22 protein-coding genes are annotated in these 22,816 nt (G+C 72.9%); 11 read left to right on the forward strand and 11 right to left on the reverse strand.

Annotated elements, in window-relative coordinates; all coding sequences use genetic code 11:
• Positions 1-45: 45 nt before the first annotated feature.
• The 4 genes from ABT095_RS27535 to ABT095_RS27550 form a co-directional block, all read right to left on the reverse strand.
• Positions 46-744, reverse strand: a complete 699-nt coding sequence (locus ABT095_RS27535; protein WP_350532218.1) for a phosphoadenylyl-sulfate reductase — start codon at positions 742-744, stop codon at positions 46-48.
• Positions 728-913 (reverse strand): hypothetical protein, encoded by a 186-nt coding sequence (locus tag ABT095_RS27540; protein WP_350532219.1) that lies wholly within the window; start codon positions 911-913, stop codon positions 728-730. Before ABT095_RS27540 ends, ABT095_RS27535 begins: the two co-directional genes overlap by 17 nt.
• Positions 910-2,634 carry a nitrite/sulfite reductase gene (locus ABT095_RS27545; protein ID WP_350532220.1) on the reverse strand — a complete coding sequence of 575 codons (1,725 nt, stop codon included), beginning with the start codon at positions 2,632-2,634 and terminating at the stop codon, positions 910-912. Before ABT095_RS27545 ends, ABT095_RS27540 begins: the two co-directional genes overlap by 4 nt.
• A gap of 199 nt (positions 2,635-2,833) precedes the next feature.
• Positions 2,834-2,917: a putative leader peptide gene (locus tag ABT095_RS27550; RefSeq protein ID WP_348532859.1), complete on the reverse strand. Its 84-nt coding sequence runs from the start codon at positions 2,915-2,917 to the stop codon at positions 2,834-2,836.
• Between the two features lie 409 nt (positions 2,918-3,326).
• Here ABT095_RS27550 and ABT095_RS27555 point away from each other — a divergent pair, with 409 nt between their 5' ends.
• The 5 genes from ABT095_RS27555 to ABT095_RS27575 all read left to right on the forward strand — a co-directional run bounded on the left by ABT095_RS27555 (position 3,327) and on the right by ABT095_RS27575 (position 9,877).
• Positions 3,327-4,559 (forward strand): YihY/virulence factor BrkB family protein, encoded by a 1,233-nt coding sequence (locus tag ABT095_RS27555; protein WP_350532221.1) that lies wholly within the window; start codon positions 3,327-3,329, stop codon positions 4,557-4,559.
• A complete protein-coding gene (locus ABT095_RS27560; RefSeq protein WP_350532222.1) occupies positions 4,552-5,979 on the forward strand; it encodes a glycosyltransferase family 39 protein in 1,428 nt (475 codons plus the stop codon). The genes ABT095_RS27555 and ABT095_RS27560 overlap by 8 nt, the downstream gene beginning before the upstream one ends.
• Before the next feature lie 279 nt (positions 5,980-6,258).
• Positions 6,259-7,362, forward strand: a complete 1,104-nt coding sequence (gene rsgA / locus ABT095_RS27565; RefSeq protein WP_350532223.1) for a ribosome small subunit-dependent GTPase A — start codon at positions 6,259-6,261, stop codon at positions 7,360-7,362.
• 268 nt (positions 7,363-7,630) lie between these two features.
• Positions 7,631-9,325, forward strand: a complete 1,695-nt coding sequence (gene ctaD, locus ABT095_RS27570; protein ID WP_502885028.1) for an aa3-type cytochrome oxidase subunit I — start codon at positions 7,631-7,633, stop codon at positions 9,323-9,325.
• A gap of 36 nt (positions 9,326-9,361) precedes the next feature.
• Positions 9,362-9,877 (forward strand): GNAT family N-acetyltransferase, encoded by a 516-nt coding sequence (locus ABT095_RS27575; RefSeq protein ID WP_350532224.1) that lies wholly within the window; start codon positions 9,362-9,364, stop codon positions 9,875-9,877.
• A 57-nt stretch (positions 9,878-9,934) separates the two neighbouring features.
• Here ABT095_RS27575 and ABT095_RS27580 read toward each other — a convergent pair whose 3' ends face one another.
• A complete protein-coding gene (locus ABT095_RS27580) occupies positions 9,935-10,498 on the reverse strand; it encodes a hypothetical protein (protein WP_350532225.1) in 564 nt (187 codons plus the stop codon).
• Between the two features lie 128 nt (positions 10,499-10,626).
• Here ABT095_RS27580 and ABT095_RS27585 point away from each other — a divergent pair, with 128 nt between their 5' ends.
• Both ABT095_RS27585 and ABT095_RS27590 read left to right on the forward strand, forming a co-directional pair.
• Positions 10,627-12,204, forward strand: coding sequence for an AlkA N-terminal domain-containing protein (locus ABT095_RS27585; protein WP_350532226.1), 1,578 nt, complete (start codon positions 10,627-10,629; stop codon positions 12,202-12,204).
• Positions 12,201-12,719: a methylated-DNA--[protein]-cysteine S-methyltransferase gene (locus tag ABT095_RS27590; RefSeq protein ID WP_350532227.1), complete on the forward strand. Its 519-nt coding sequence runs from the start codon at positions 12,201-12,203 to the stop codon at positions 12,717-12,719. The genes ABT095_RS27585 and ABT095_RS27590 overlap by 4 nt, the downstream gene beginning before the upstream one ends.
• A gap of 3 nt (positions 12,720-12,722) precedes the next feature.
• On the opposite strand, the gene ABT095_RS27595 is transcribed toward ABT095_RS27590, so the two are convergent.
• On the reverse strand, positions 12,723-13,244 hold the full coding sequence (locus ABT095_RS27595; protein ID WP_350532228.1) for a MarR family winged helix-turn-helix transcriptional regulator: 522 nt from the start codon (positions 13,242-13,244) through the stop codon (positions 12,723-12,725).
• 136 nt (positions 13,245-13,380) lie between these two features.
• On the opposite strand from ABT095_RS27595, the gene ABT095_RS27600 reads away from it, so the two are divergent.
• Positions 13,381-14,865, forward strand: a complete 1,485-nt coding sequence (locus ABT095_RS27600; RefSeq protein WP_350532229.1) for an MFS transporter — start codon at positions 13,381-13,383, stop codon at positions 14,863-14,865.
• A gap of 21 nt (positions 14,866-14,886) precedes the next feature.
• On the opposite strand, the gene ABT095_RS27605 is transcribed toward ABT095_RS27600, so the two are convergent.
• The 3 genes from ABT095_RS27605 to ABT095_RS27615 all read right to left on the reverse strand — a co-directional run bounded on the left by ABT095_RS27605 (position 14,887) and on the right by ABT095_RS27615 (position 16,912).
• Positions 14,887-15,564, reverse strand: coding sequence for a DUF305 domain-containing protein (locus ABT095_RS27605; RefSeq protein ID WP_350532230.1), 678 nt, complete (start codon positions 15,562-15,564; stop codon positions 14,887-14,889).
• A complete protein-coding gene (locus ABT095_RS27610) occupies positions 15,561-16,238 on the reverse strand; it encodes a thioredoxin-like domain-containing protein (RefSeq protein ID WP_350532231.1) in 678 nt (225 codons plus the stop codon). The genes ABT095_RS27605 and ABT095_RS27610 overlap by 4 nt, the downstream gene beginning before the upstream one ends.
• Before the next feature lie 113 nt (positions 16,239-16,351).
• Entirely contained in the window at positions 16,352-16,912 is a 561-nt protein-coding gene (locus ABT095_RS27615; protein WP_350532232.1) for a hypothetical protein, read from the reverse strand.
• 287 nt (positions 16,913-17,199) lie between these two features.
• Between ABT095_RS27615 and ABT095_RS27620 the strand changes: the two genes are divergently transcribed.
• Positions 17,200-18,927, forward strand: a complete 1,728-nt coding sequence (locus ABT095_RS27620; protein ID WP_350532233.1) for a hypothetical protein — start codon at positions 17,200-17,202, stop codon at positions 18,925-18,927.
• A 153-nt stretch (positions 18,928-19,080) separates the two neighbouring features.
• On the opposite strand, the gene ABT095_RS27625 is transcribed toward ABT095_RS27620, so the two are convergent.
• Together ABT095_RS27625 and ABT095_RS27630 are read right to left on the reverse strand one after the other, a co-directional pair.
• On the reverse strand, positions 19,081-19,683 hold the full coding sequence (locus ABT095_RS27625; RefSeq protein WP_350532234.1) for a TetR family transcriptional regulator C-terminal domain-containing protein: 603 nt from the start codon (positions 19,681-19,683) through the stop codon (positions 19,081-19,083).
• A gap of 316 nt (positions 19,684-19,999) precedes the next feature.
• Positions 20,000-20,929, reverse strand: a complete 930-nt coding sequence (locus ABT095_RS27630) for an RNA-guided endonuclease InsQ/TnpB family protein (RefSeq protein WP_350532235.1) — start codon at positions 20,927-20,929, stop codon at positions 20,000-20,002.
• A gap of 147 nt (positions 20,930-21,076) precedes the next feature.
• Between ABT095_RS27630 and ABT095_RS27635 the strand changes: the two genes are divergently transcribed.
• Together ABT095_RS27635 and ABT095_RS27640 are read left to right on the forward strand one after the other, a co-directional pair.
• Positions 21,077-21,988 carry a carbohydrate ABC transporter permease gene (locus ABT095_RS27635; protein WP_350532236.1) on the forward strand — a complete coding sequence of 304 codons (912 nt, stop codon included), beginning with the start codon at positions 21,077-21,079 and terminating at the stop codon, positions 21,986-21,988.
• Complete coding sequence (locus ABT095_RS27640) at positions 21,985-22,803, forward strand: carbohydrate ABC transporter permease (protein ID WP_350532237.1); 819 nt, start codon at positions 21,985-21,987, stop codon at positions 22,801-22,803. The genes ABT095_RS27635 and ABT095_RS27640 overlap by 4 nt, the downstream gene beginning before the upstream one ends.
• Positions 22,804-22,816 lie beyond the last annotated feature (13 nt).

Genomic DNA, 22,816 nt, shown 5'->3' on the forward strand with positions numbered 1-22,816 from the left:
CCTGCTCCGAAGGGTTGTTGGGGATGTGTGGAGGGACGGCGGCGATCAGAGATGGATGCCGCACTCGGTCTTGCCCGACCCGGCCCAGCGGCCGGCCCGGCCCGCCTCGCCCTCGCCGGGCTTGGCGGTGCAGGAGAGCGGGGAGCAGCCGATCGAGGTGTAGCCCTCCCAGAGCAGGGGGTTGAGCAGCACGCCGTTGGCGGCGACGTAGGCGTCCACGTCCTCCTGCGTCCAGCGCGCGATCGGGGCGATCTTGACCTTGCCGCGCTTGGCGTCCCAGGCCACCACCGGGGTGTTGGCGCGGGACGGCGACTCGTCGCGGCGCAGGCCGGTCGCCCAGGCGTCGTAGGCGCCGAGGCCCCGGTTCAGCGGCTCGACCTTGCGGAGCGAGCAGCACAGGTCCGGGTCGCGGTCGTGCAGGTTCGGCCCGTACTGGGCGTCCTGCTCGGCCACGGTCTGCAGCGGCTTGAGGGTGATGACGTTGACCGGCATCACGGCGGCCACGGCGTCCCGGGTGCCGATGGTCTCGGCGAAGTGGTAGCCGGTGTCCAGGAAGACCACGTCCACGCCGGGGAAGACCGAGGAGGCCAGGTGCGCGACCACGGCGTCCTCCATCGAGGAGGTGACGCAGAAGCGCTTGCCGAAGGTGTCGGCGGCCCACCGCAGGATCTCCTGCGGGGTCGCCTCCTCCAGCTCGGCGGCCGCCTCGGCGGCCACCGCCGCCAGGTCAGTGCTGGTGCTCATGTGCCGTACCCCCGTTGGTCGACGTTCCGGTCAGCAGGCCGAGGAACCTCAGCTGGAAGGCGCGCCGGCAGGAGGCGCACTCCCAGGCCCCGTGGCCGCCCTCGGCGGAGGGCCGCAGGTCCTCGTCCCCGCAGTACGGGCAGTGGAACGGTGCCGCTCGCTCGCTCATGACAGGTCCGCCTCGCTGGCCCGGGCCGTCCACTGGGCGAACCGCTCGCCCTCGGTGCGCTGCTCCTGGAAGCGGGTCAGCACGCGCTCGACGTAGTCCGGCAGGCCGGCCTTGGTGACCTTCAGGCCGCGGACCTTGCGGCCGAAGCCGGCCTCCAGGCCCAGCGCGCCGCCCAGGTGCACCTGGTAGCCCTCGACCTGCTCGCCGCTGTCGTCCGTCACCAGCTGGCCCTTGAGGCCGATGTCGGCGACCTGGATGCGGGCGCAGGCGTTGGGGCAGCCGTTGATGTTGATGGTGATCGGCTCGGCGAACTCCGGGAGGCGGGCCTCCAGGTCGTCGATCAGCGAGCGGCCGACCTCCTTGGTCTCCACGATGGCGAGCTTGCAGTACTCGATGCCGGTGCAGGCCATCGTGCCGCGGCGGAAGGGGGAGGGGTTGACCCGCAGGTCCAGCTCCTCCAGGCCCGCCACCAGCGAGGCGACCTGGTCCTCGGCGATGTCGAGGATGATCATCTTCTGCTCGGCGGTGGTGCGCAGCCGGTCCGAGCCGTGCGCGGCGGCGAGGTCGGCGACCTGGCCGAGCAGCTTGCCGTCCATCCGGCCGACCCGCGGCGCGAAGCCGACGTAGAAGTTGCCGTCCTGCTGCCGGTGCACGCCGACGTGGTCGCGCCAGACGCCCGAGGGCTCCTTGGGCGCCGGGCCGTCGATCAGCTCGTACTTGAGGTACTCGTCCTGCAGCACCTGGCGGAACTTCTCCGGGCCCCAGTCGGCGACCAGGAACTTGAGCCGCGCGCGGTTGCGCAGGCGGCGGTAGCCGTAGTCGCGGAAGATGCCGATCACACCGCCGTAGACGTCCGCGACCTCCTCCAGCGGCACCCAGGCGCCGAGCCGCACGCCCAGCTTGGGGTTGGTGGAGAGGCCGCCGCCGACCCAGAGGTCGAAGCCGGGGCCGTGCTCGGGGTGGACCACGCCGACGAAGGCGATGTCGTTGATCTCGTGCGCGATGTCGAGCAGCGGGGAGCCGGAGATGGCGGACTTGAACTTGCGCGGCAGGTTCGAGTACTCCGGGTTGCCGATGAAGCGGCGCTGGATCTCGGCGATGGCGGGGGTGCCGTCGATGATCTCGTCCTCGGCGACGCCGGCCACCGGGGAGCCGAGGATGACACGCGGGGTGTCGCCGCAGGCCTCGGTGGTGGACAGGCCGACGCCCTCCAGCTTCTGCCAGATCGCGGGCATGTCCTCGACCCGGATCCAGTGGTACTGGACGTTCTGCCGGTCGGTCAGGTCGGCGGTGCCGCGGCCGTACTCCTCGGAGACCTCGGCGATCGCCTTGAGCTGCGCCACCGTGAGCTGGCCGCCGTCGATGCGCACGCGCAGCATGAAGAACTCGGCGTCGAGCTCGTGCGGCTCCAGGATGCCGGTCTTGCCGCCGTCGATGCCCTCCTTGCGCTGGGTGTACAGACCCCACCAGCGCATCCGGCCGCGGAGGTCGGACGGGTCGATCGAGGAGAAGCCGTTCTTCGCGTAGATCGTCTCAATGCGTGTCCGCACATTGAGACCGTCGTCGTCCCGCTTGAACTGCTCGTTGGCGTTCAGCGGGGAGAAGTGGCCCATGCCCCACTGACCCTCGCCACGGTGGCGGGTCACCTTGCGGGCGGCGGCGGGACGGCGCACGGCGGCGCTGTCGGCCTGGGGCTCGACCGGTTCGGGCGTGGGTGCCATGAGTCGTCCTTCATCAGCGGTCTGGGGTGGCGGCGGTCGCGGCGGCGCTGGGCAGGGAACGGCCTTGACCTGGGGTTTCACGGTGGTGCCGGGCAGAGCTGGGATGCAGTGACCAGCCCGAGGGGCGCGCGTACGTCCGCGTCGGCGGGTGGGGATGGCGGTGCGAGGGCCGAGTGCGGTGGTGGTAGCGGGGTGGGGCTCAGGTCACCGGACAGATGGCGCTGGCCACGCGCAGGAGGTCGACGTGAAGTCGACCTACGAGGGTGGTTCCGGCGCTTGGCATGGCAAGAGATTCGCACGGCGGGCGACTGGCGGTCCACTAACGTCCGAACTGTGGACATAACTGTTTCGCCCTCTGAGACGCGACGGTTCCGTCGCAGTACAGGAGCGTGGACCGAGCTGGTGGCGGTGCGAGTGGCGCTTCGTGCGGGCAGCCTGGCCGAGCCGGACTGTCGTGCTCCGCGGCCGTGAAAGGCCTTCGATACGGAGGTGGGGCCGGGATCCGGACCCCAGGGATATGACACATCGTCGACCGGTACGACGGCAAGTACCCCCGGAGGTGATAAAGCGTCGCGGCTTCCGGCGGGCGTCGAGGCCGGCGTTCCGGAATGTGGACACCCGGCCCGCAGGGTGGCCCGACCGCTCCCGCCGCCCCGGCCGGTCGCGGGTGGCCGGGCCGCTAACGTAGGGGGGTGCAACCAGCAGGGGAAACGACCAGGAAGGCCGCCACCGAGCGGCCCTCGCGCCGCCGGGGCAGAGGCACCCGCCGGGCGGCCAAGCGCGCCACCTGGCGCACGACCATCTGGGCGCTCCTCAAGGACACCACCAACACCTGCGTCGAGTACCGCGTCACCGGCCTCGCGGCCGAGGCGGCCTTCTTCACCCTGCTCTCCATCCCGCCCCTGCTGCTCTGCCTGGCGGGCACCCTCGGCTACCTCGACGACATCCTCGGCGCCGGCACCATCAACCGCCTCAAGGACGACATCGTCACGGCCTCCGGGACGGTGCTCTCCCCGAGCTCGGTGGACCAGATCGTCCAGCCGCTGCTGAGCTCCGTCTTCGACCACACCCGGCCCGACCTGATCTCGATCGGCTTCCTGCTCTCGCTCTGGTCCGGCTCGCGCGCGCTCTACATCTTCATCGACACCATCACCGTGATGTACGGCCTGGACGGCAAGCGCGGCATCGTCAAGACCCGCCTGGCCTCGCTGGGCCTCTACCTCGGCGCGCTGGTGATCGGCTCCCTGGTGCTGCCGCTGCTGGTGGCCGGGCCCGGCCTGGTGGCCAACGCGCTCGGGCCCTCCTCGCAGGACGTGCTCCAGGCGCTCTACTGGCCGGTGGCGATCCTGCTCCTGGTGGTCTTCCTCACCACCCTCTACCACGTGGCCGTCCCGGTAAGCACGCCCTGGCGGGAGGACATCCCCGGCGCGCTGGTCGCCCTCGGGGTGCTGGTGGTGTGCAGCGCGCTGCTCCGTCTCTACCTGGTGAGCTCGGTCGAGGGCCACTCGGTGTACGGGCAGCTGGCCGCGCCGGTGGCCGTGCTGCTGTGGATCGGCGTGGTCGCGCTGGCCGTGCTGATCGGCGCCGCGATGAACGCCGCGATAGACCGCCGCTGGCCCACCGTCGAGACGGCCGACGCCCGCGCCGAGAACGAGCGCGCCAGCGAGGAGGCCGCGGCGGCCGTGGTCCGCGAGGTCTCCGCCCGCCGGGCCGTGGAGCGGGCCCGGCTGGCCCGCGAGCTCGGCCTGGCCGAGGGCGTCGAGGAGGACGAGTACCTCGACGAGGACGACGCCGACCCGCCCTCCGAGTACCCCGAGCGCTGGGCCGACCTGCTGCCCCCGGCCAACCTGCGCGGCCGCCTCCGCCCCCGCGGCGTCCACCGGCGCCAGCCCCCGCCGCCGGACTCCGACCGTCCCGGTGGTTAGGGCGCGGGTCGCCGGCCCGCCCTTCCTGCTCTCGCTGGTGCTCGGGCTGTGGGGGATCACCCGGCAGGGGAGCATCTGGCGGGACGAGGTGGTCACGGTGCAGGTGGCACACCGCTCGCTGCCCGAGCTGTGGCGGCTGCTCGGCGGGATCGACGCCGTGCACGGCCTCTACTACCTGCTGCTGCACGGGGTGTTCGCGCTCTGGGACGGCGGCCTGGTGGCGCTGCGGCTGCCCTCGGTGCTCGCCACCGCCCTGGCCGCCGCGCTGCTCGCCGACCTCGGCCGCCGCCTGGCGGGCGCCGCCGCGGGGCTGGCCGCCGGGCTGGTCTTCGCCCTGCTGCCCGCGATCCAGCAGTACGCCCAGGAGGGGCGCTCGTACGCGCTGGTCACGGCGGCCGTGGTGCTGGCCGGCTGGCAGCTGGTCCGCGCCCGGCAGCGGCCGGGCGGGTGGGCCTGGGCGGGGTACGGGCTCGCGGTGCTGCTCGGCGGCTTGCTGCACGAGTTCGCGGTGCTCGCGGTGGCCGCGCACGGGGTGTCCATGCTGTGGGCCCGCGCGGGCCGGCGGGTGCTGCTCGGCTGGGCCCTCGCGGTGGCCGGGGCGGCGGCGGGGCTCGCGCCGCTGGCCGTGCTGAGCGGCCGCCAGGCGGACCAGGTCGGGTGGATCACCACCCCGGGGTTGGCCGACGTGTGGGCACCGGCGCTGACCTCCGCGGTGGGCGCGCTGTGCTGGTGGCTGCTGGGGCGGGGCCCGGCGGCCGCTCTCGCGGTGGTCGGGCTACCGTGGCTGGTGGTGCCGCCGGCGGTGCTGATCCTGGTCTCCTACCTCGATCCGCTGTACGTGGACCGGTACGTGGTGTTCAGCTACGCCGGGCTGGCGCTGCTGGTGGGCGGGGTGCTCGCGCGGGGGCTCCAGGCGTTGCCCGGGCGGGCGCGGCGGGTGGTGGCGGTGCTCGCCGTGCCGGCCGCGGTGGCCGCGCTGCTGCCGGTGGAGCTCGGCCTGCGGGCGCCCGGGGCCCGGCCCAACGACGTGGCCGCCGCCGCCCGGGCCGTCCAGGAGCTGGCGCGGCCGGGGGACGCCGTCCTGTTCCTCCCCGGGGCCCGGCGCGAGGCCGCGCTGTACGACCCGGCGGCCTTCGCGGGCCTGCACGACCTCGCGCTGGCCGAGGCCGGCGCCGACTCCGGCACCATCAACGGGGTCGAGGCCGAACCGGCCGCGATCACGGCGGCGCTGCGCGGGGCCACGGGCGTGGTGCTGGTCACCGACCCGCGCCCCCGCCCCGCCCCCAACGCCCGGGACCGGGCCAAGGCCGCCGCGCTCGCCAAGAGCTTCGCGCCGTGCCGGGCGGTGCTGGTGCGCGGGCTGAAGGTGGTCCGCTACGCCCGGCCGGGGGAGTGCCCGGCGGGGGCCGCGGGAGGGTGAAACCGCAGGTCAAAAATGTCTTGCGGGATTTTCGGCGAAGATCCTAGACTCGTCGCAGACAACGGATCGTCAGGTCCTGGCCGCCTGCACGGCGGAGCCCGGGCCGAGTTTGGAAAGCGGAGGTGAGCCTCGTGGCTGTCACTGTCGTCACGGCTGCCCAGAGCAGCACTCGCACCCACCTCTCCCTCCCGGCCGCCGGCTGCTGACACACGACGAGACCCTTTCTCGCGCAGCCGTAGACCCGCCGGGATCGCATTCCTCCCGAAGGGCCCCACTGCGTTGTCTTACGCAACTCTGAGCACCACCTTCTCTTCTTCCGCTACTTCTGAGTACACCTTCACCGGTCTCGGCTGGACGGCCGAGCTGGACGCCGACTTCGCGCCGCTCGCCGAAGCCGGTCTCACCCCTGCCCGCATCATCCGGGTCGACCGCGGCCAGTGCGACGTCGTGCTGGCCGACCCGGAGACCGGCGAGCTGCGCACCGTCCGGGCCGACTCGCGCCCGGTCGGCGATCCCGACCCGATCAACTGCCCCTGCACGGGCGACTGGGTCGCGGTCGACCTCGCGGCCTCGCCGATGCCGAGCATCGCGGCGCTGCTGCCGCGCGGCACGGCGATCATCCGCAAGAGCGCGGGCTCCCGCTCCGACGGACAGGTCCTCGCGGCGAACGTGGACACCGTGCTGATCGCGGTCTCGCTCGCCGCCGACCCGGACCTCGGCCGGATCGAGCGCTTCCTGGCCCTGGCCTGGGAGAGCGGCGCCGAGCCCATCGTCGTCCTCACCAAGGCCGACCTGGTCTCCGACGCCGACTTCGTCCGCCAGGACGTCGAGGGCATCGCCCCCGGCGTCACCGTCCTGGTGGTCAGCGCCGAGACGGGCGAGGGCATCGACGTGCTGCGGGCCTGCGCCCCCGGCTCCAGCGCCCTGATCGGCCAGTCCGGCGCGGGCAAGTCGACGTTGACCAACGCCCTGGTCGGCACCGATGTCATGACGGTCCAGCAGACGCGCGCCGTCGACGAGAAGGGCCGCCACACCACGACCACCCGTGAGCTCATCGCACTGCCCGGCGGCGGCGTGGTGATCGACACCCCCGGTCTGCGTGGCGTCGGCCTCTACGGCGGCGAGGGCCTCGCCCACGCCTTCTCCGACATCGAGGCACTCGCCGAGGACTGCCGCTTCCACGACTGCAGCCACCGCTCCGAGCCGGGCTGCGCCGTGGCCGCCGCCCTCCTGGACGGCACCCTCCCGCAGCGCCGGATGGACAGCTACCTCAAGCTCCAGCGGGAGAACGAGTGGATCGCCTCCCGCAGCGACGCCCGGCTGGCCGCCGAGCGCCTCAAGAAGTGGAAGGCCATCACCCGCTCGGTCAAGGCCCGCCCGTAGCGCAGGTCACCGGCTGCTCGCCGCCTCCTCGGCGGTGAGCAGCCGAAAGCGCCACAGCACCACCGCCTGCCATTCGGCCGACCGTTTTCGGGGCGCGACCGAATTCCGCGCGAAGGCGGCCGGGTCCGCGCGCCCGGGCTCCCGGGGCTGGACTCCCCGCCTGGGCTACCGTCCGGCGCGCCGCGCGCTCTCACCACGGCCTGCTGATAGTGATGGACCGGCTACCCGTGGTGATCGGGTGGCCGCTCCGGACCGAGAGGCGGCCGTCGTGACGATTCTCAACGAGAACCTGGGCAGGCCCCGGCCGCCCGCGCCGCCGAAGCGCCCGCCGAAACCGCCCCGGGCCCGGGTGTTGGTGCTCTGGCTGACCACCACCGATCACAAGAAGATCGGCACGCTCTACATGGTGACGTCCTTCGTCTTCTTCCTCCTCGCGGGCCTGATGGCGATGCTGATGCGCGCGGAGCTGGCCCGGCCTGGGCTGCAACTGCTCTCCAACGAGCAGTTCAACCAGCTGTTCACCATGCACGGCACGGCGATGCTGCTGATGTTCGCGACACCGCTGTTCGCCGGCTTCGCCAACTGGATCATGCCGCTGCAGATCGGCTCCCCCGATGTGGCCTTCCCCCGGCTGAACATGGTCGCGTACTGGTTCTACCTGTTCGGTTCGCTGATCGCGATGGGCTCGTTCCTGACGCCCGACGGCGCACCGGACTTCGGCTGGTTCGCCTACACGCCCCTGAGCGGGGCCGGGCACAGCCCGGGCATCGGCGGCGACATGTGGATCATGGGCCTGGCGCTCTCCGGCCTGGGCACCATCCTCGGCTCGGTCAACTTCGTCACGACCATCGTCTGCATGCGCGCCCCCGGCATGACCCTGTTCCGGATGCCGATCTTCGTCTGGAACATCCTGCTCACCAGCATCCTGGTGCTCTTCGCCTTTCCCGTGCTGGCGGCCGCGCTCTTCGCCCTGGAGGCCGACCGCAAGTTCGGCGCGCACGTCTTCGACCCGGCCAACGGCGGTGTGATGCTCTGGCAGCACCTGTTCTGGTTCTTCGGCCACCCCGAGGTGTACATCATCGCGCTGCCGTTCTTCGGCATCGTCACCGAGGTGATCCCGGTCTTCGCCCGTAAGCCGATCTTCGGTTACACCAGCCTGGTCGCCGCCACCATCGCCATCACGGGGCTGAGCATCACCGTCTGGGCGCACCACATGTTCGTCACGGGCCAGGTGCTGCTGCCGTTCTTCTCCGTCATGACGCTGCTCATCGCGGTGCCGACGGGCGTGAAGTTCTTCAACTGGATCGGCACGATGTGGCAGGGCAGTCTGAGCTTCGAGGCGCCGATGCTCTGGACGATCGGCTTCCTGGCGACCTTCCTCTTCGGCGGCCTGACCGGCGTGCTGCTCGCCTCACCGCCGATCGACTTCCACGTCTCCGACTCGTACTTCGTCGTCGCGCACTTCCACTACGTGGTCTTCGGCACCGTCGTCTTCGCGATGTTCGCCGGCTTCCACTTCTGGTGGCCGAAGATGACGGGCAAGATGCTCGACGAGCGGCTGGGGCGGCTGCACTTCTGGACGCTGTTCGTCGGCTTCCACACCACCTTCCTCGTCCAGCACTGGCTGGGCGCGGAGGGCATGCCCCGCCGGTACGCCGACTACCTGGCCTCGGACGGCTTCACCGCGCTGAACACCGTCTCGACCATCGGCTCCTTCCTGCTCGGCGCCTCCACCCTGCCCTTCCTCTACAACGTCTGGCACACGGCCCGGCACGGCGAGCAGGTCGGCGTGGACGACCCCTGGGGCTACGGCCGCTCCCTGGAGTGGGCCACCTCCTGCCCGCCGCCCCGGCACAACTTCACCACCCTGCCCCGAGTCCGCTCCGAGTGCCCGGCCTTCGACCTGCACCACCCGGACATCGCCAAACTGGACCGGCAGCAGAACCAGCCGGCCCACGACTAGAGCACACCCTGCTCCGACGGCTGAAGCCGGAATTCCGTGGCGGGCCGGAGCCGGTCCGAGGACCATGTCGGGATGACGGTCATTCGAACTGCCTCGACACCGGAGGACCTCGCGCAGGTGGCGCGGCTCAGTCTGCTGGTGCACGGCGAGCACGCCCGGCACCGGCCGGACCTCTTCGTGACGGATCCGGGCCCCGACTCCGTAGCGGCCATGCTGGCCGGGCGGCTGGCGGCGCCGGAGGTGAGCTGCCTGTTGGCGCAGGCGCCGGACGGCACGGTGGTCGGGTACGCGCTCACGCGGGTCGTCTCCGGCGAGGCGAACACGCTCCTCCGGGCGAACCGGACGCTGGTCCTCGACCAGATCGGCGTCGACCCGGCGGCGGCGCGCAGCGGCGTGGGCTCGGCCCTGCTCGACGCCGTCCGGGAGCTCGGCCGGGCGGCCGGGTGCCGGCGGCTGGGGACTCAGGTCTGGGAGTTCAACGAGGGCGCGCGGGAGTTCTACCTGGCCGCCGGCCTGCGGCCGATGACCAGGATGCTCGACCAGGAGCTCTGATCCGCCGGGTTCCGTCCGGCGGATCACGTGGCTGTCAGGACGGCTTGGCTGACGTCGTCACAGGTCGAGCGCGTCGACCCACACCACGGGGTGTGCCGGATCGGTGTTGTCCACCGCCACGGAGCGTGGGTTCTTCTCCATGCCGCTGCCGGGGCCGTCCTGGCTGTAGACCATGGTGGGTCTGACCGGCGGGGTCAGGCCGCACGGGCCCTCCGCGGCCCGGACCCGAGCCCCGGGGTAGTAGCTGGACCACCCGCCGTCGGTCACCACTGTGGTCGCGCTCGGTGGATCGAGATGGCTGGCGCTGAGGAAGGTGGCGAGGTCGGCCGGGGTGGTGACGAAGCGCATCGACAGGTCCGTCTCGCCTCTCAGACCGCCTCCGTCAGCTGTGAAGACGAGGTCGGTGGCGGCGGACGGGACGGCCAGGCCGAAGTGACCGGTCGCTTCGGCGAAGGAGACGTTGTTGCCGGTGGTCTCCCGGCAGACCCGGGAGTCGGTCGCCGCGACGTGGTTGTCCGGCAGCGGGAACATCGAGGTGAGCGCCGCCTTGGCACCCCAGCCCAGCACGCCCAGCAGTACGGCGGCACTCAGCGAGAGCGCCAGACATCCAGGTCTCTTCAAGGTTCTCTCCACGGGTGACTGGCAGCCAGGCGAACATTCCCGTTCGACCTCGACCATGATCACGCCGTACCGCCCCTGGTCAGTTCGCCGACCCGGGCAACGGAACTGTCACAGGCGCGCCCACGGCCATGTCCGATTTCCGCCAGTCGTGGGGGTGCGGGTGGCGCAGACTGGAGGGCGTGATCGATGACGAGACCAGATATCGGGCGGTGGACAGCCGGGATTCGCGGTTCGACGGGGTGTTCTTCACCGCGGTGCGGACGACCGGGATCTACTGTCGGCCGAGTTGTCCGGCGGTGACGCCGAAGCGGGTGAACTGCACGTTCTACCCGACGGCGGCGGCTGCGCAGGGGGCCGGGTACCGGGCGTGCCGGCGGTGCCGGCCGGATTCGGTGCCGGGGTCGCCCGAGTGGAACCACCGGGCGGATCTGGTCGGGCGGGCGATGCGCCTGATCGGGGACGGGGTGGTGGACCGGGAGGGGGTGGCCGGGCTGGCGGTGCGGCTCGGGTACAGCGCGCGCCAGCTGCAGCGGCAGCTGACGGCCGAGCTGGGCGCCGGGCCGATCGCGCTGGCCCGCGCGCAGCGGGCCCAGACCGCCCGGCTGCTGCTGCAGACCACCGAGCTGCCCGTCACCGAGGTGGCGTTCGCGGCCGGGTTCGCCTCCGTGCGGCAGTTCAACGAGACCGTCCGCGAGGTGTACGACCGCACCCCGAGCGGCCTGCGCGCCGAGGTCGCGGCCGGCCGCCGGATCGCGACCCCCGCCGGGCCGCTCGCGCTGCGGCTCGCCTACCGGGGCCCGCTGGACAGCGCGCACCTGATCGACTTCCTGGCGCTGCGCGCCGTGCCCGGCGTGGAGGAGGTGGTGGAGACCGCCCCCGGCGTGCGCACCTACCGCCGTACGCTCGCGCTGCCGCACGGCCCCGGCATCGCCGAGGTGGACGGGCTCGGCCCGCGCGCCGCCGCCGACCGGGGCTGGCTGGACTGCCGGCTGCAGCTGGCCGACCTGCGGGACCTGACCACCGCCGTGCACCGGCTGCGCGCCCTGTTCGACCTGGACGCCGACCCGGTGGCCGTGGACGGCCGGCTCGGGGCCTGCGGGCTGCTGGCCGCATCGGTGGCGGCCCGCCCGGGCGTCCGTTCGCCCGGGCACGTGGACCCGCACGAGCTGGCGGTACGCGCCGTGCTCGGCCAGCAGATCTCGGTCGCGGCGGCCCGTACCCTGGCCGGGCGGCTCACCGAGCGGTACGGTACCCCGCTGGCCGAGCCGAGCGGCGGGCTGACCAGGCTCTTCCCGAGCGCCGCCGCCCTCGCCGAGGCGGCCGACGCCGACCTGGCGATGCCCGGTGCGCGGCGCCGGGCGCTGCGCGGGCTCTGCACGGCGCTGGCGGCGGGCACCGTACGGCTGGACGGCGGTGTCGACCGTGACCAGGCCGCCGCCGAGCTGCTGGCACTGCCCGGCATCGGCCCCTGGACGGTCGGCTACCTGCGGATGCGGGCGCTGGCCGACCCCGACGTCTTCCTGCCGACCGACGTGGGCGTGCGCCACGGCCTGCGCGCCCTCGGCCACCCGGACACCGACCCGGCGGGCGCCGCGGCCGCCGCCCTGGGGTGGGCACCCTGGCGCTCGTACGCCGTCCACCGGCTCTGGGCCGGACCTCAGACCCCTGATGTACCAAGCGACGCACCAAGCATGGAGCAGCGATGACCACGACCGTCTTCACCACCATGGACAGCCCGCTCGGCACCCTGCTGCTCAGTGGCGTGCGCGAGGGCGACGGCCCGGCGGCGCTGGCCGCCGTGACGGCGCCCGGCCAGAAGGGTGCCCGGGCCGAGCCGGCCGAGGACTGGGTGCCTGACGCCGAGGCGCTGGCTCCCGCCGTCGAGCAGCTGACCGAGTACTTCGCCGGGCGGCGGACGAGCTTCGATCTGCCGCTCGCACCGGTGGGCACCGAGTTCCGGCAGCGGATCTGGGCCGCGCTGGACGAGATCCCGTACGGGGAGACGCTCAGCTACGGCGAGCTGGCGGCCGTGGCCGGGCAGCCGCCGCAGTCGGTGCGGGCCGTCGGCGGGGCGGTGGGGGCCAACCCGCTGCTGGTGGTCCGCCCGTGCCACCGGGTGCTGGGGGCGAACGGTGCGCTCACCGGCTTCGCGGCCGGGGTGGACGCGAAGCGGTGGCTGCTCGAGCTGGAGGGCGTGCTGCCGGAGCAGCAGCTGTTCTGAGCCTCAGGACTCGTCGGCGGGCGGCGGGGTGGTGGCGGCGAGGGCCCGGGCGAGCTGTTCGAGGCCGGGCAGGGCGTTCATCACGGCCTCGCGGTGCGCGGGGGTGAGGCTCTCCAGGGCGTCGGCCAGGCGGCGCTCGTGCGCGCCCTGCCAGTCGCGCAGCTGCTGGTGGCCGGCCGGGGTGAGGGCGATCCGGGCCGTCCGGCGGTCGCCCGGGTCGGGCTGGCGGTCGACGAACCCGGCGTCCAGGAGCTTGCCGACCAGGCCGCTCACGGTGTTCGGCGCGAGCCGCTGGCGGGCGGCCAGCTCGCCGACCCGCAGCGGCGCCGCCGCGAGGGTCTGCAGCAGCTCGACCTGCGCCATCGGGAGCGACTCCCACGGGTAGTCGGTGCGGATGCTGCTGCGCAGCGCCCGGCGCAGCCGGGTGATCACGTCCGTCAGCCGCTGGGCGCGCTCGACCGTGGTCGAACCGGCCTCGGCGGGCGCGGGGACGTGGGGTGTTCCGGGGTTGGGCTGCGACGGCATGGCGGACAGCGTAGCGCCTGGTCACCACAAGGGTCGGCCACTGACCAGTTCGCCGGCCGAGCACATCCCGCAACGATTCGATCGCAGTGCGACATGCTCTTTGGGGGAATAGCTCGGCAGCAGATATATTTCTGCTATGCGATCCACCCTGCTGACCGAGCTGCTCACCGAGCGCTCCCGCCCCCGCGTCGTGGCGCGCTGGCCGCACGCCCACTGGCTCGCGGTCGGCACCGTCTGCCTGGGCGCCTTCCTCGGACAGCTGGACGCGAGCATCGCCTCGCTGGTCTTCCCCACGCTGGAGCGCGAGTTCCAGGCCGGTTTCGCCGCCGTCGAGTGGGTCTCGCTCGCCTACCTGCTGGTGCTGGTCGCGCTGCTCGCCCCCGTCGGGCGCCTCTCCGACCTGGTCGGCCGGAAAACGGTGTACCTGGGCGGGTTCGGGGTCTTCGCCCTCGCCTCGCTCGGCGCCGGGTGCGCCGGCAGCCTGGGCCTGCTGATCGCCTGCCGGGCCGTCCAGGCCGTGGGCGCGGCGATGATGCAGGCCAACAGCGTAGCCCTGGTGGCGCGGGGCGTCCCCACCCGGGCCATGCGCACCGCGCTCGGCATCCAGGCCGCCGCCCAGGCGCTCGGCCTCGCGCTCGGCCCCACCCTCGGCGGCCTGCTGGTGACGCACGCCTCCTGGCGCTGGGTGTTCTGGGTCAACGTCCCGGTCGGGCTGCTCGGCATCGTGGCCGGGCGGTACCTGCTGCCGCGCACCAAGGGCTGCCCCGGGCCGGAGCCCGCCGCGCCGGGCGAGCGGCGCTTCGACCTGCTCGGTCTCGTGCTGCTCGCCGGGGCCTCGACCAGTCTGCTGCTCGGCCTCTCCGCCGCCTCCGGCCTGCCGCTGCCCGGCTGGGCCGTGGCCGCGCTGCTGCTGCTCGCCGCCGGGCTGACCCTCGCCCTGGCCCGGCAGGAGCAGCGCGCCGATCGCCCGATCATCGCCCCCGGCCTGGTCAACACCCCCGGCATCCGGGCCGGGCTCGGCCTCGCGCTGATCGGGTACCTGCTGCTGTTCTGCCCGCTGGTGCTCGGGCCGGTGCTGCTCACCGGGGCCGGACTGCCGGTGGCCGGGGCCGGGATGGTGATCACGGCCCTGCCGGCCGCCTTCGCGGTGGCCGCCACGGCGGGCGGGCTGCTGCTGCCCCGGGCCTGGCCGGACACCGCGCGCTGCCGCCTCGGCGCGGCGGTCGCGGCGCTCGGGCTCGGGCTGCTCGCGGCGCTGCCGGTGGCGCCCTGGTCGTGGGTGCCGGCGCTGGCCGTCACCGGGTACGGGCTCGGGCTGCTGCTGCCGGCGAACAACGCGCTGGTGATGCGGGCGATACCGGCCGGGAGCTCGGCGGTCGGCGGGGGCATGGTGAGCATGGTGCGGAGCCTGGGGACGGCGCTGGGGATCGCGCTGCCGGTGCTCGGGGTGCACCTGGGAGGGCACGGCGGCGGCGGGCGTGGGGTGCTGGTGCTGCTGGTGGGGGTGGCGGCGGGGGCCGCCTGGCTCGCGGATGTGAAGAAGGGGGCGCGAGGGGCTGCGCGCCGTGCGGACGGTGACGGTGGTCGCCTTCCGGACTCGCGCAGTTCCTCGCGCCCCTGACAGTGCAACTGGACGGTCTGCCTAGGCCAGCGGCTTGGCTCCGCGTTCGGCGAGCATCTGGGTGATCAGGTCGATCTCGGCGCGCTGGCCGTTGACCATCGACTCGGCCAGGCGCTTCTCGACCGCGTTGGAGCTGAGGTCGACGTACCCCTGGGCCATCTCGACGCCGCCGGTGTGGTGACGGATCATCAGCTGGAGGTAGAAGATCTCCGCGTCCTTGCCGCTGAGGGTGCGCAGCTTGGCGAGGTCGGTGTTGGTCGCCATGCCCGGCATCAGCGAGCCGTCGTGGGCCTCGTAGGTGTGGTCCATCTTCATCCAGGCCATCGGGGTGGTGCCGTTGCTCTGCGGCAGCCCCCACTGGTCGAGCCAGCCCATCATCATGCCCCGCTGGTTGGCCTGGGTGTTGATGATGTCGAACGCGAGGTTGCGGACCTCTTCGTTCTGGGTCCGGTCCCGGACGATGAACGACATGTCGACCGCCTGCTGGTGGTGGGCCGACATGTCCCGGGCGAACCCGGCCTCGGGCGAGTCGTTGACCGGCACCACGACCGAGCTGCCGGAGGCCGAGGAGCCGCCCGCCACCAGGGCGGGCACGCCCAGGCCGAGCGCCACGGCCGCCGCCAGCGCGGCGGGCCACCAGACCCGGCGGCGCGAACGTACCGGCGCCGCCTCGGCGGTCGCCTCGAGGTCGGCGGTCACATCGTCCCCGTGCTGCAGGAGGCGCCCGGCTCCTGGGTCTGCGGGCCCTGCACGTACTTGGTGAAGAACTCGGCCACCCGCGGGTCGTCGGCCTTGTCCACGACCAGCTGGGTGCCCCAGGCGGAGAGGGTGATGGTGCCCTGCTCGTCCGGGTAGGGGCTCATCAGCGAGTAGGTGGTCTTCTTGACGCGGTCGGAGAGGGTCTTGATGTCCTCCGGGGTCGCCTTCTTGTTGTAGGTGACCCAGACGGCGCCGTGCTCCAGCGAGTGGACGGCGTTCTCGTTCTCGACCGGCTTGTCGTAGACGGTGCCCATGCAGTTCAGCCACTGCGGGTTGTGGTCGCCGCCGACCGGCGGGGTCTGCGGGTAGGTGACCTTGGTCTGCACGTGGTTGCGGGAGAGCTTGTCCCAGGTCTTGACGCCCGGGATCGGCGCGTTGGCGGCGGCGATCTTGGCATCGTGCTTGTCCTTGGCGTCCAGCGCCAGGTAGATGCCGGTTCCGGCCATGCCCGCGACCAGCACGCCGGCGATGCCGAAGGCGAGGAACTTGTTGCGGCGCTCGCGGCGCTGCTCCTCGGCGCGCAGGGCTTCGATTCTGGCCCGACGGTCGTTCTGCGCGGCCTGCTTGCTGCCCGGCTTGGGGGCCTTGTTCGACTGCTTGGCGGCGGAACCCATGAGTAGTGTCCTTGTCCCCGCCGCGGCTTCTGGCGCGGCGGTGTGGCGGGAGGTGCGAGGGGGTGCGGAGCCGTCGGACCGGCCTTCTCGGCACGGTTCGGCGGTGGGTTCCGCTAGATCCGGTGGACCTGCAGCACGTGCAGATCGGGCGCGGGGGCGGCGCCGCGCTGGTGCGAGCCCAGCACCGGGCAGGGCAGGGCCTGGTCCGGCACGAGCAGCGCGGGCGCGGTGGTGGCCGGCTGCGGCGGCGCGTTCGGGAGCTGGGACTCGGAGCCGCAGAAGGGGTGGTCCGAACAGCCGTCGCCGGGGTGGGACGGCAGCTCACCGGCCGCGCAGAGGGTCAGCGGGAGACCGGCGTCGGCCAGGACGTTCGCGAGGTGGCCGCCCTGGAGACTGTGGTGCTTGCCGTCGCTGAGGGCGGAGACGGTCTCGGCTGCGGTCGCGGCTGTGGCTGCGGTCGCGGTCGTGCTGCTAGCGGGGGTGCTCAGGCCGCTGGGGTCGAAGCCGGCTGCGCGGGGCATGGCGGCCGTGTGCCCGGGCTGGGCGGCGGCGCGGCCCGCGCAGGGCAGCAGGGCGAGCAGCCCGACCAGGACCAGGGCCCACAGCCGTCCGGCCGGGCGGCCCGAGTGCAGGGCCCTCCCCGGCTGCGGCGTGGTCGCTCCTGGCACGGTCATGCGCACATATTAATCAGCCGAACGAGTGAAGCGATGCCCCACATGGGCCTTGATTTTCTGGGGTTCTTGCCACGCGGTGGCTGGGAATAGGCGCTGTTCGGCGCGGTTCCCGGGCCTTTCCGGTGCACTTGGGACAGGTCGGACGGGGCAGGCGGCCGGAATGCTGCCCTGGGCGGGTGAGCGGTTGTCCCCGAATCGCGGACAGCGTCGTTCTGCACGGGGAGAATGGCGTCGAGTCCGGCACGGAGCCCGCTCGGCAGACGGCAGACAGAACGAGGAGCCGCCAGATGAGCAACCAGGGTGCACCCCCGCAGCAGCGTCCGGAGGACGGGTGGTGGCAGGCGGTCTACGCGGGCCCGTCCGGCACGCTGCCGGACGCCGGGAGCACCCCGGACGCGGCGGCCGAGGCCGTCACGGTGGACGACTGGTTCGACTCGGCGGCCGGGATGATCGGCGCCCAGCGGGGGCCGGACGAGGCCGGGCCTGAGGCCGAGCTCACGGTGGACGAGTGGTTCGACTCGGCCGTGGGGATGATCGGGGCCCAGCGGGGTCCGGAGATCGCGCTCATCGAGCCGGTCAAGGGCATCAGGGCACAACCGTCGGCGGCTGTGCCCGAAGGGGCGGACCCCGGGCGGCCGGAGCCCGCGGCGGCCGAGCCGGGCGAGGCACCGGGGCCTGACCTCGCGGTCGGCGCCGAGGCCGGGGCGGGCGGCAGCCGGGCGGAGGCTGCGGCGGCTGGGGCTCCTGCTGCGCCCGAGGGGGTGGCCACTGAGCCGCCGCGGCCGGTCGCCGGGGAGCAGCGGGGTGAGGCTGCGGAGGCGGCGGCGTCGGTTGGCGAGGTGCCGGGCGCCGGCGCTTCGGCTTCGGTCGCTGCGGAGCCGCGGAGTGTGGCGGCGGAGGCGGCCGGGGCTGGTGCTGAGGCGGTAGCCGAGGGCGGTGAGGTGACGGGGCCCGGCGCCGGGGCTGCGGCTGCGGTTGCTGCTGCGGTCACTGAGGAGCAGGGGGGTGGCGCGGCTGGGGCAGGTGTCGAGGCGGCGGTTGCGGCCGCTGAGGCAGCTGGTCCGTCCGAGCCCTCCGGGCCGGAGCAGCCCTCCGCGCCGGCCGTGAGGGTGCCGGGCGGGCGGGGCGGCGAGGCGGAGGCGAGTCGGTGGGCGGTGGCTCCGCGGCCGGGGTGGGCGGTGCGGGACGGGGCCGAGGCGGCCGGGGTGCCGGAGGTGGGGCCGGACGGGCTGGCGGCTGTGGTGCCGGACACCGTGATGGACGGGGCCAGGTACGGGCGGAGTACGTTGCGGGCGGTGTCTGCGCGCGGGGAGGCGGCCCGGGAGCTGGGGGAGGGGCGGCGGGACGGGCTGCTGGTGACCCGGTTCGGGGAGGCGGCCGACGGCGGGCTGCTGCTGGCGGTGGTCGCCTCGCCGGGGGCGGCCCAGGCGGCGGCCGGTGAGGCCTGCCGGCAGCTGGCGGCGGCCATCGGCCGGAGCCGGGCCGAGCTGTCGGCCGATCTGCGGGAGGGAGCGCGGGACAGGCTGCGGTACGGGCTCCAGCGCCTCGCCCTCCAGGCGGCGGCCCCCCTGCGGACGGGGCCCGACGGGGAGCCGGGCGGCTCGCTGCACTGCCTGCTGGTGCCGCTCGACCCGGCGGCCACCCACCGGGCGGCCTTCGGGATCGGCCCCGGCGGGCTCTATCTGCTGCGCTCCGGCCACTGGATCGACGCGTACGCCGCCCGGCTGCTCCACCACCCCGACGGCGAGCCGCCGGTCAGCACGCCGCACGGCGTCGGGCCGCTGCCGCGCAGCTTCCGCTTCCGGCTCGTCCCGGCCACCACCGGTGACATCCTGCTGCTCTGCACCCCCGGCCTGGCCGAGCCGATCGCCGAGGAGGCGGCCGTCGCGCACTTCCTGGCCAACCACTGGGCCCACCCGCACCCGCCGAGCACGGTGGACTTCCTGCGCCAACTGCAGGTGCGGGCCCAGGGTTACGCCGAGGACCGCACGGCGGCGGCACTCTGGACCGAGTAGCCAGTTCGGTGTACCGAATCTCAGCGAGCCAGTTGCACTGTCCAGGGGCGCGAGGAACTGCGCGAGTGCGGAAGGCGCAGGCCTGCGGCCTCCCGCTGCGCGCAGTTCCTCGCGCCCCCGAGCGGATAGTGCAACTGTCCCCTCGGTGAGAGGTCACACGCTGAGGAGAGCCCGGGCGACCGAGGTGGCGTGCTGGGTGGCCTGGGCACGGGTGGCGCCGGGAAGGCCGATGGCGACGGGGACGGCGAGGCCGTCGAGGAGGGCGCGGAGCTGGACGGCGCGGTCGGCCGGGGGGCCGGCGGGGTCGGTGGTGAACTCCCCGGCGGCGGCGCCGGATTCGAGGAGGGCGACCAGGTCGGCCTGCCAGGGGGCCTCGATCTCCAGCTGGCCCTGCCGGATCTCGGCGCTGGCGGGCGAGCGGCCCCACACCTCCAGCCACAGGATCCAGCGCGGATCGCCCGGCCCCTCGGGCAGGTACAGCTCGGTGTAGGCCGCGAGCTGCGCCCAGCCGCCGGGCACCTGGAGGGCCGCCCGCCGGCGCTCGCCGAGCTGCTCCTCGCTCCAGCGCAGCGTCTCGAGCAGCAACTGGTCCTTGCTGCCGAAGTAGTAGAGCAGGTGACCGGCACTCATCTGGAGCTGCTTGCCGAGCCCGGCCATGGTCAGCTTGGCCAGCCCGTGGTCGGCGATCGCCGCACGGGCCGCGGCGTACACCTCCTCGCGCGGGCGCGCGGCGCGCCGCGTGCGTGGCTCGGCCATCCCGCTCCCTCTCTCCTGGTACGGCCCACCACGATACGTGCCGGGCCACCGCAGCCTGGGCACTGCGCTGCCGCCCCGCGCGTTCGGCGCCGCCCGGGGTGGGTAGTAATCCCGCCCGAGACCGGTGACGCGAACGCGTCACCAGGCGGACACCCTCCGGTCACCACCGGATCGCCGCCACGCCGCCCGGGCGCGCGACGGTTCTGACCGGCACCACGTCAGATGAGGTCAACGACCTGGCCCTGAAAGGCTCGGCTTGAGGTCAACCATTCGCCCGATGAGTCGCCCCACCGGTGGTCACCTCGTCTCAGCAGCGCTAGGTGCTGCTGGGGCGGTCGACTGCGCCCCGCTTCCACGCATCAGCCGCGCGGTGGCGGATGTTGCGGGAGCCGTTGACGTCCGCGTGCATGGTTGTGCCGCAGGCGCGGCACGCGAACGTTGCTTGATCCACTCGGTTCTGTCTGTGGGTGTGCCAACAGGCGGAGCATTGGCGGGAGGTGTTGGCCGGGTTGACGTGCACGACGGGGACTCCGGCGCGCTGGGCCTTGTACTCCACGAACGCTCCGAGCTGGGCGAAGGCCCAGGAGTGGAAGCGGTACCGCTCCAAGCGACGGCCCGACAGGACGGTGCCGTCGCTGGTGGTGGCGATGTTGACGATTCCGAGGTCCACCCCAAGCCAGTCCGCCGGCTCGGCCACGAGCGGTACCGGGAGCTCGCAGGTGGCGAACAGGTACCAGGCCCCGTCGCGCAGTACCAGGTCCGATTCGCCCTGCCGCTGGTCGGCGATCATCTTCGCTGCACGCTCGGAGCAGACGAACCGGATGCCCTTCAGCCGGCCCGCGGTAGTCCAGATCGACACGGTCCGCTGGTCGGCCTGCCAGCTCAGACAGCGATCATCGAACGCCTGCGCCGCACCCTCGCGGAACACGACTGGCTTCGACTCCGCCTTGTTTCGGCGACTGCCCCCTTTCGGGCCAAGGTTCCCGGCACGGATGTTCGCTCTCAAGGTGGCGTAGGCGTCACAGACCTTCTTCACTACCCGCACCGCAGGCTGAGCCGACAGGTTGAACTCGTCCTTGACATGTCGATACACCATCGGCTGCAACCCGTTGCGGCGCTTCTCGCCCGATTCGAAGGCGACCTCAGAGACGTAGTTCGCCGCTCGGTTGCACGCACGCAGCGTCGCTGCGAGCGCGTCGGCCTGGTAGGCCGACGGCTCGAGCTTCACCCGCACTGTGATCTTCACCACAGTGAAAATAGTCCAAGCAAACCCACGCATCAAAGCCGGAGGTCAGAACACATGCGCTGAGCACTCCGCCGCTTCGAGTCATGGACCCATTTCCGCCGGGGCTGAAGCCCCGGGCCCTCGGGAGAAATCAGGTGAAGGAGCGCCATGCCGACCGCACCACCCGCCACCAGGGCCGCCCGCCGCTGGGGTGAACGGACCCTCGCCTGGGCCTTCCTGACGCCCTCGCTGGCCGTCTTCGCGCTGTTCATCGGCTACCCGCTGGGCCGCACGTTCTACCTCTCCGCCCACGCCAACGACCTGTTCGGCGCGCCGTCCCGCTACGTCGGGCTCCGGCACTACACCGACCTGCTCGGCTCCGCCGAGTTCCACCGCACGCTGCTGACCACCGCGCTCTTCGTCCTGCTCACGGTGGTGCCCGGGGTGCTCGGCGCGCTCGCGGTGGTGCTGCTCCTGGAGAGCCGGATCCGGGGGGTGCGGGCGCTGCGCTCGGCCTTCGCGCTGCCGTTCGCCTTCTCGGTGGCCAGCGCCTCGGTGGTCTTCTCGGTCTTCTACAACCCGGCCGGGGGCGTCCTCAACGGGGTGCTCGCCCAGCTCGGCCTCGGGCCGGTCGGCTGGCTCACCGACTCCCGGTACGCGCTGGTCTCGGTGGCCCTCACCTCGGTCTGGATGAACCTCGGCTACAACGTCCTGGTGCTCTCCGCCGGGGTCGGCTCGATCGCGCCCGAGCTCACCGAGGCGGCCCGCCTCGACGGCGCGGCCGGCTGGCGGCTGGCCCGCTCGATCACCGTGCCGCTGCTCGGTCCGCACCTGTTCTTCCTGGTGGTGGTCTCCACCATCAACGCGCTGCAGAGTTTCGGCCAGATCCACATCCTCACCCGCGGCGGCCCGGACGGTGCCACCCGCACGCTCGTCTACTCGGTCTACGAGCGGGCCTTCGCCTACGGCTCGAGCGACTTCGGCACCGCCAGCGCCCAGGCCGTCGTGCTGCTCGTGGTCGTCCTCGCCTGCGCGGCCGTGCAGTTCGGCGTGCTCGACCGGAAGGTGCACTACGCATGAGGCCCACCCCCGGCCGAATACTCACCTACGCCGTGCTGGCGGTGGCCGTGCTGACGGTCGTCCTCCCGGTCTACTACGTGATCGCGGGCGCCTTCATGACGCCCGCCGAACTCACCGGCTACCCGCCCTCGTTGCTGCCGCACCAGCTCACCGGGCACAACTTCACGGCCGCCTTCCAGGCTGTGCCGCTGGGCCGGCAGTACCTCAACTCCGCTGTCACAGCAGGGGTGATCATGCTCGCCCAGCTGATCACCTCGGTGCTCGCCGCGTACGCCTTCGTCTTCCTCCCGCTGCGGTGGCGCGGCCTGGTGTTCGGGGTCTTCCTGGCCACCCTGATGGTGCCGTGGGAGGCCGTCATCATCCCCAACTACCTGACGCTGTCGGGCTGGGGGCTCGGCAACACCTACGCCGGGCTGGTGCTGCCCTTCCTCGCCTCGGGCTTCGGCACCTTCATGCTGCGGCAGTCCTTCAAGCAGTTCCCGGCCGAACTGCGGGACGCCGCGAGGATCGACGGCGCCGGGCACTGGCGGTTCCTGTGGCGGGTGCTGGTGCCGCTCAACAAGCCCTCGCTGGCGGCGATCGCGATCTACGTCTTCCTGTCGGCCTGGAACCAGTACTTCTGGCCGCTGATCATCACCCGCACCGCGCAGATGCAGACCCTGCAGATCGGGCTGGCCTCGCTGCGGGACGCCGAGGTCGCCGACCCGGGGCTGACCCTGGCCGGGGTGGTGCTCTCGGTGCTGCCGACGCTGCTGCTCGTGGTCTTCGGCCAGCGTTTCATCGTGCGGGGCCTGACGGCCGGTGCCGTCCGCTGACCTGATTCTCGTC

Origin of the sequence: Kitasatospora sp. NPDC002227 (assembly GCF_040296285.1) — a bacterium.
In the GTDB taxonomy this organism is placed as follows: Bacteria; Actinomycetota; Actinomycetes; order Streptomycetales; family Streptomycetaceae; genus Kitasatospora.

Coding starts and splice junctions, on each gene's coding strand:
- ABT095_RS27535 (WP_350532218.1), bottom strand. CDS start 744: ATGAGCACCAGCACTGACCTGGCGGCGGTGGCCGCCGAGGCGGCCGCC.
- ABT095_RS27540 (WP_350532219.1), bottom strand. CDS start 913: ATGAGCGAGCGAGCGGCACCGTTCCACTGCCCGTACTGCGGGGACGAG.
- ABT095_RS27545 (WP_350532220.1), bottom strand. CDS start 2,634: ATGGCACCCACGCCCGAACCGGTCGAGCCCCAGGCCGACAGCGCCGCC.
- ABT095_RS27550 (WP_348532859.1), bottom strand. CDS start 2,917: ATGCCAAGCGCCGGAACCACCCTCGTAGGTCGACTTCACGTCGACCTC.
- ABT095_RS27585 (WP_350532226.1), top strand. CDS start 10,627: ATGTCCGATTTCCGCCAGTCGTGGGGGTGCGGGTGGCGCAGACTGGAG.
- ABT095_RS27590 (WP_350532227.1), top strand. CDS start 12,201: ATGACCACGACCGTCTTCACCACCATGGACAGCCCGCTCGGCACCCTG.
- ABT095_RS27595 (WP_350532228.1), bottom strand. CDS start 13,244: ATGCCGTCGCAGCCCAACCCCGGAACACCCCACGTCCCCGCGCCCGCC.
- ABT095_RS27600 (WP_350532229.1), top strand. CDS start 13,381: ATGCGATCCACCCTGCTGACCGAGCTGCTCACCGAGCGCTCCCGCCCC.
- ABT095_RS27610 (WP_350532231.1), bottom strand. CDS start 16,238: ATGGGTTCCGCCGCCAAGCAGTCGAACAAGGCCCCCAAGCCGGGCAGC.
- ABT095_RS27615 (WP_350532232.1), bottom strand. CDS start 16,912: ATGACCGTGCCAGGAGCGACCACGCCGCAGCCGGGGAGGGCCCTGCAC.
- ABT095_RS27620 (WP_350532233.1), top strand. CDS start 17,200: ATGAGCAACCAGGGTGCACCCCCGCAGCAGCGTCCGGAGGACGGGTGG.
- ABT095_RS27625 (WP_350532234.1), bottom strand. CDS start 19,683: ATGGCCGAGCCACGCACGCGGCGCGCCGCGCGCCCGCGCGAGGAGGTG.
- ABT095_RS27635 (WP_350532236.1), top strand. CDS start 21,077: ATGCCGACCGCACCACCCGCCACCAGGGCCGCCCGCCGCTGGGGTGAA.
- ABT095_RS27640 (WP_350532237.1), top strand. CDS start 21,985: ATGAGGCCCACCCCCGGCCGAATACTCACCTACGCCGTGCTGGCGGTG.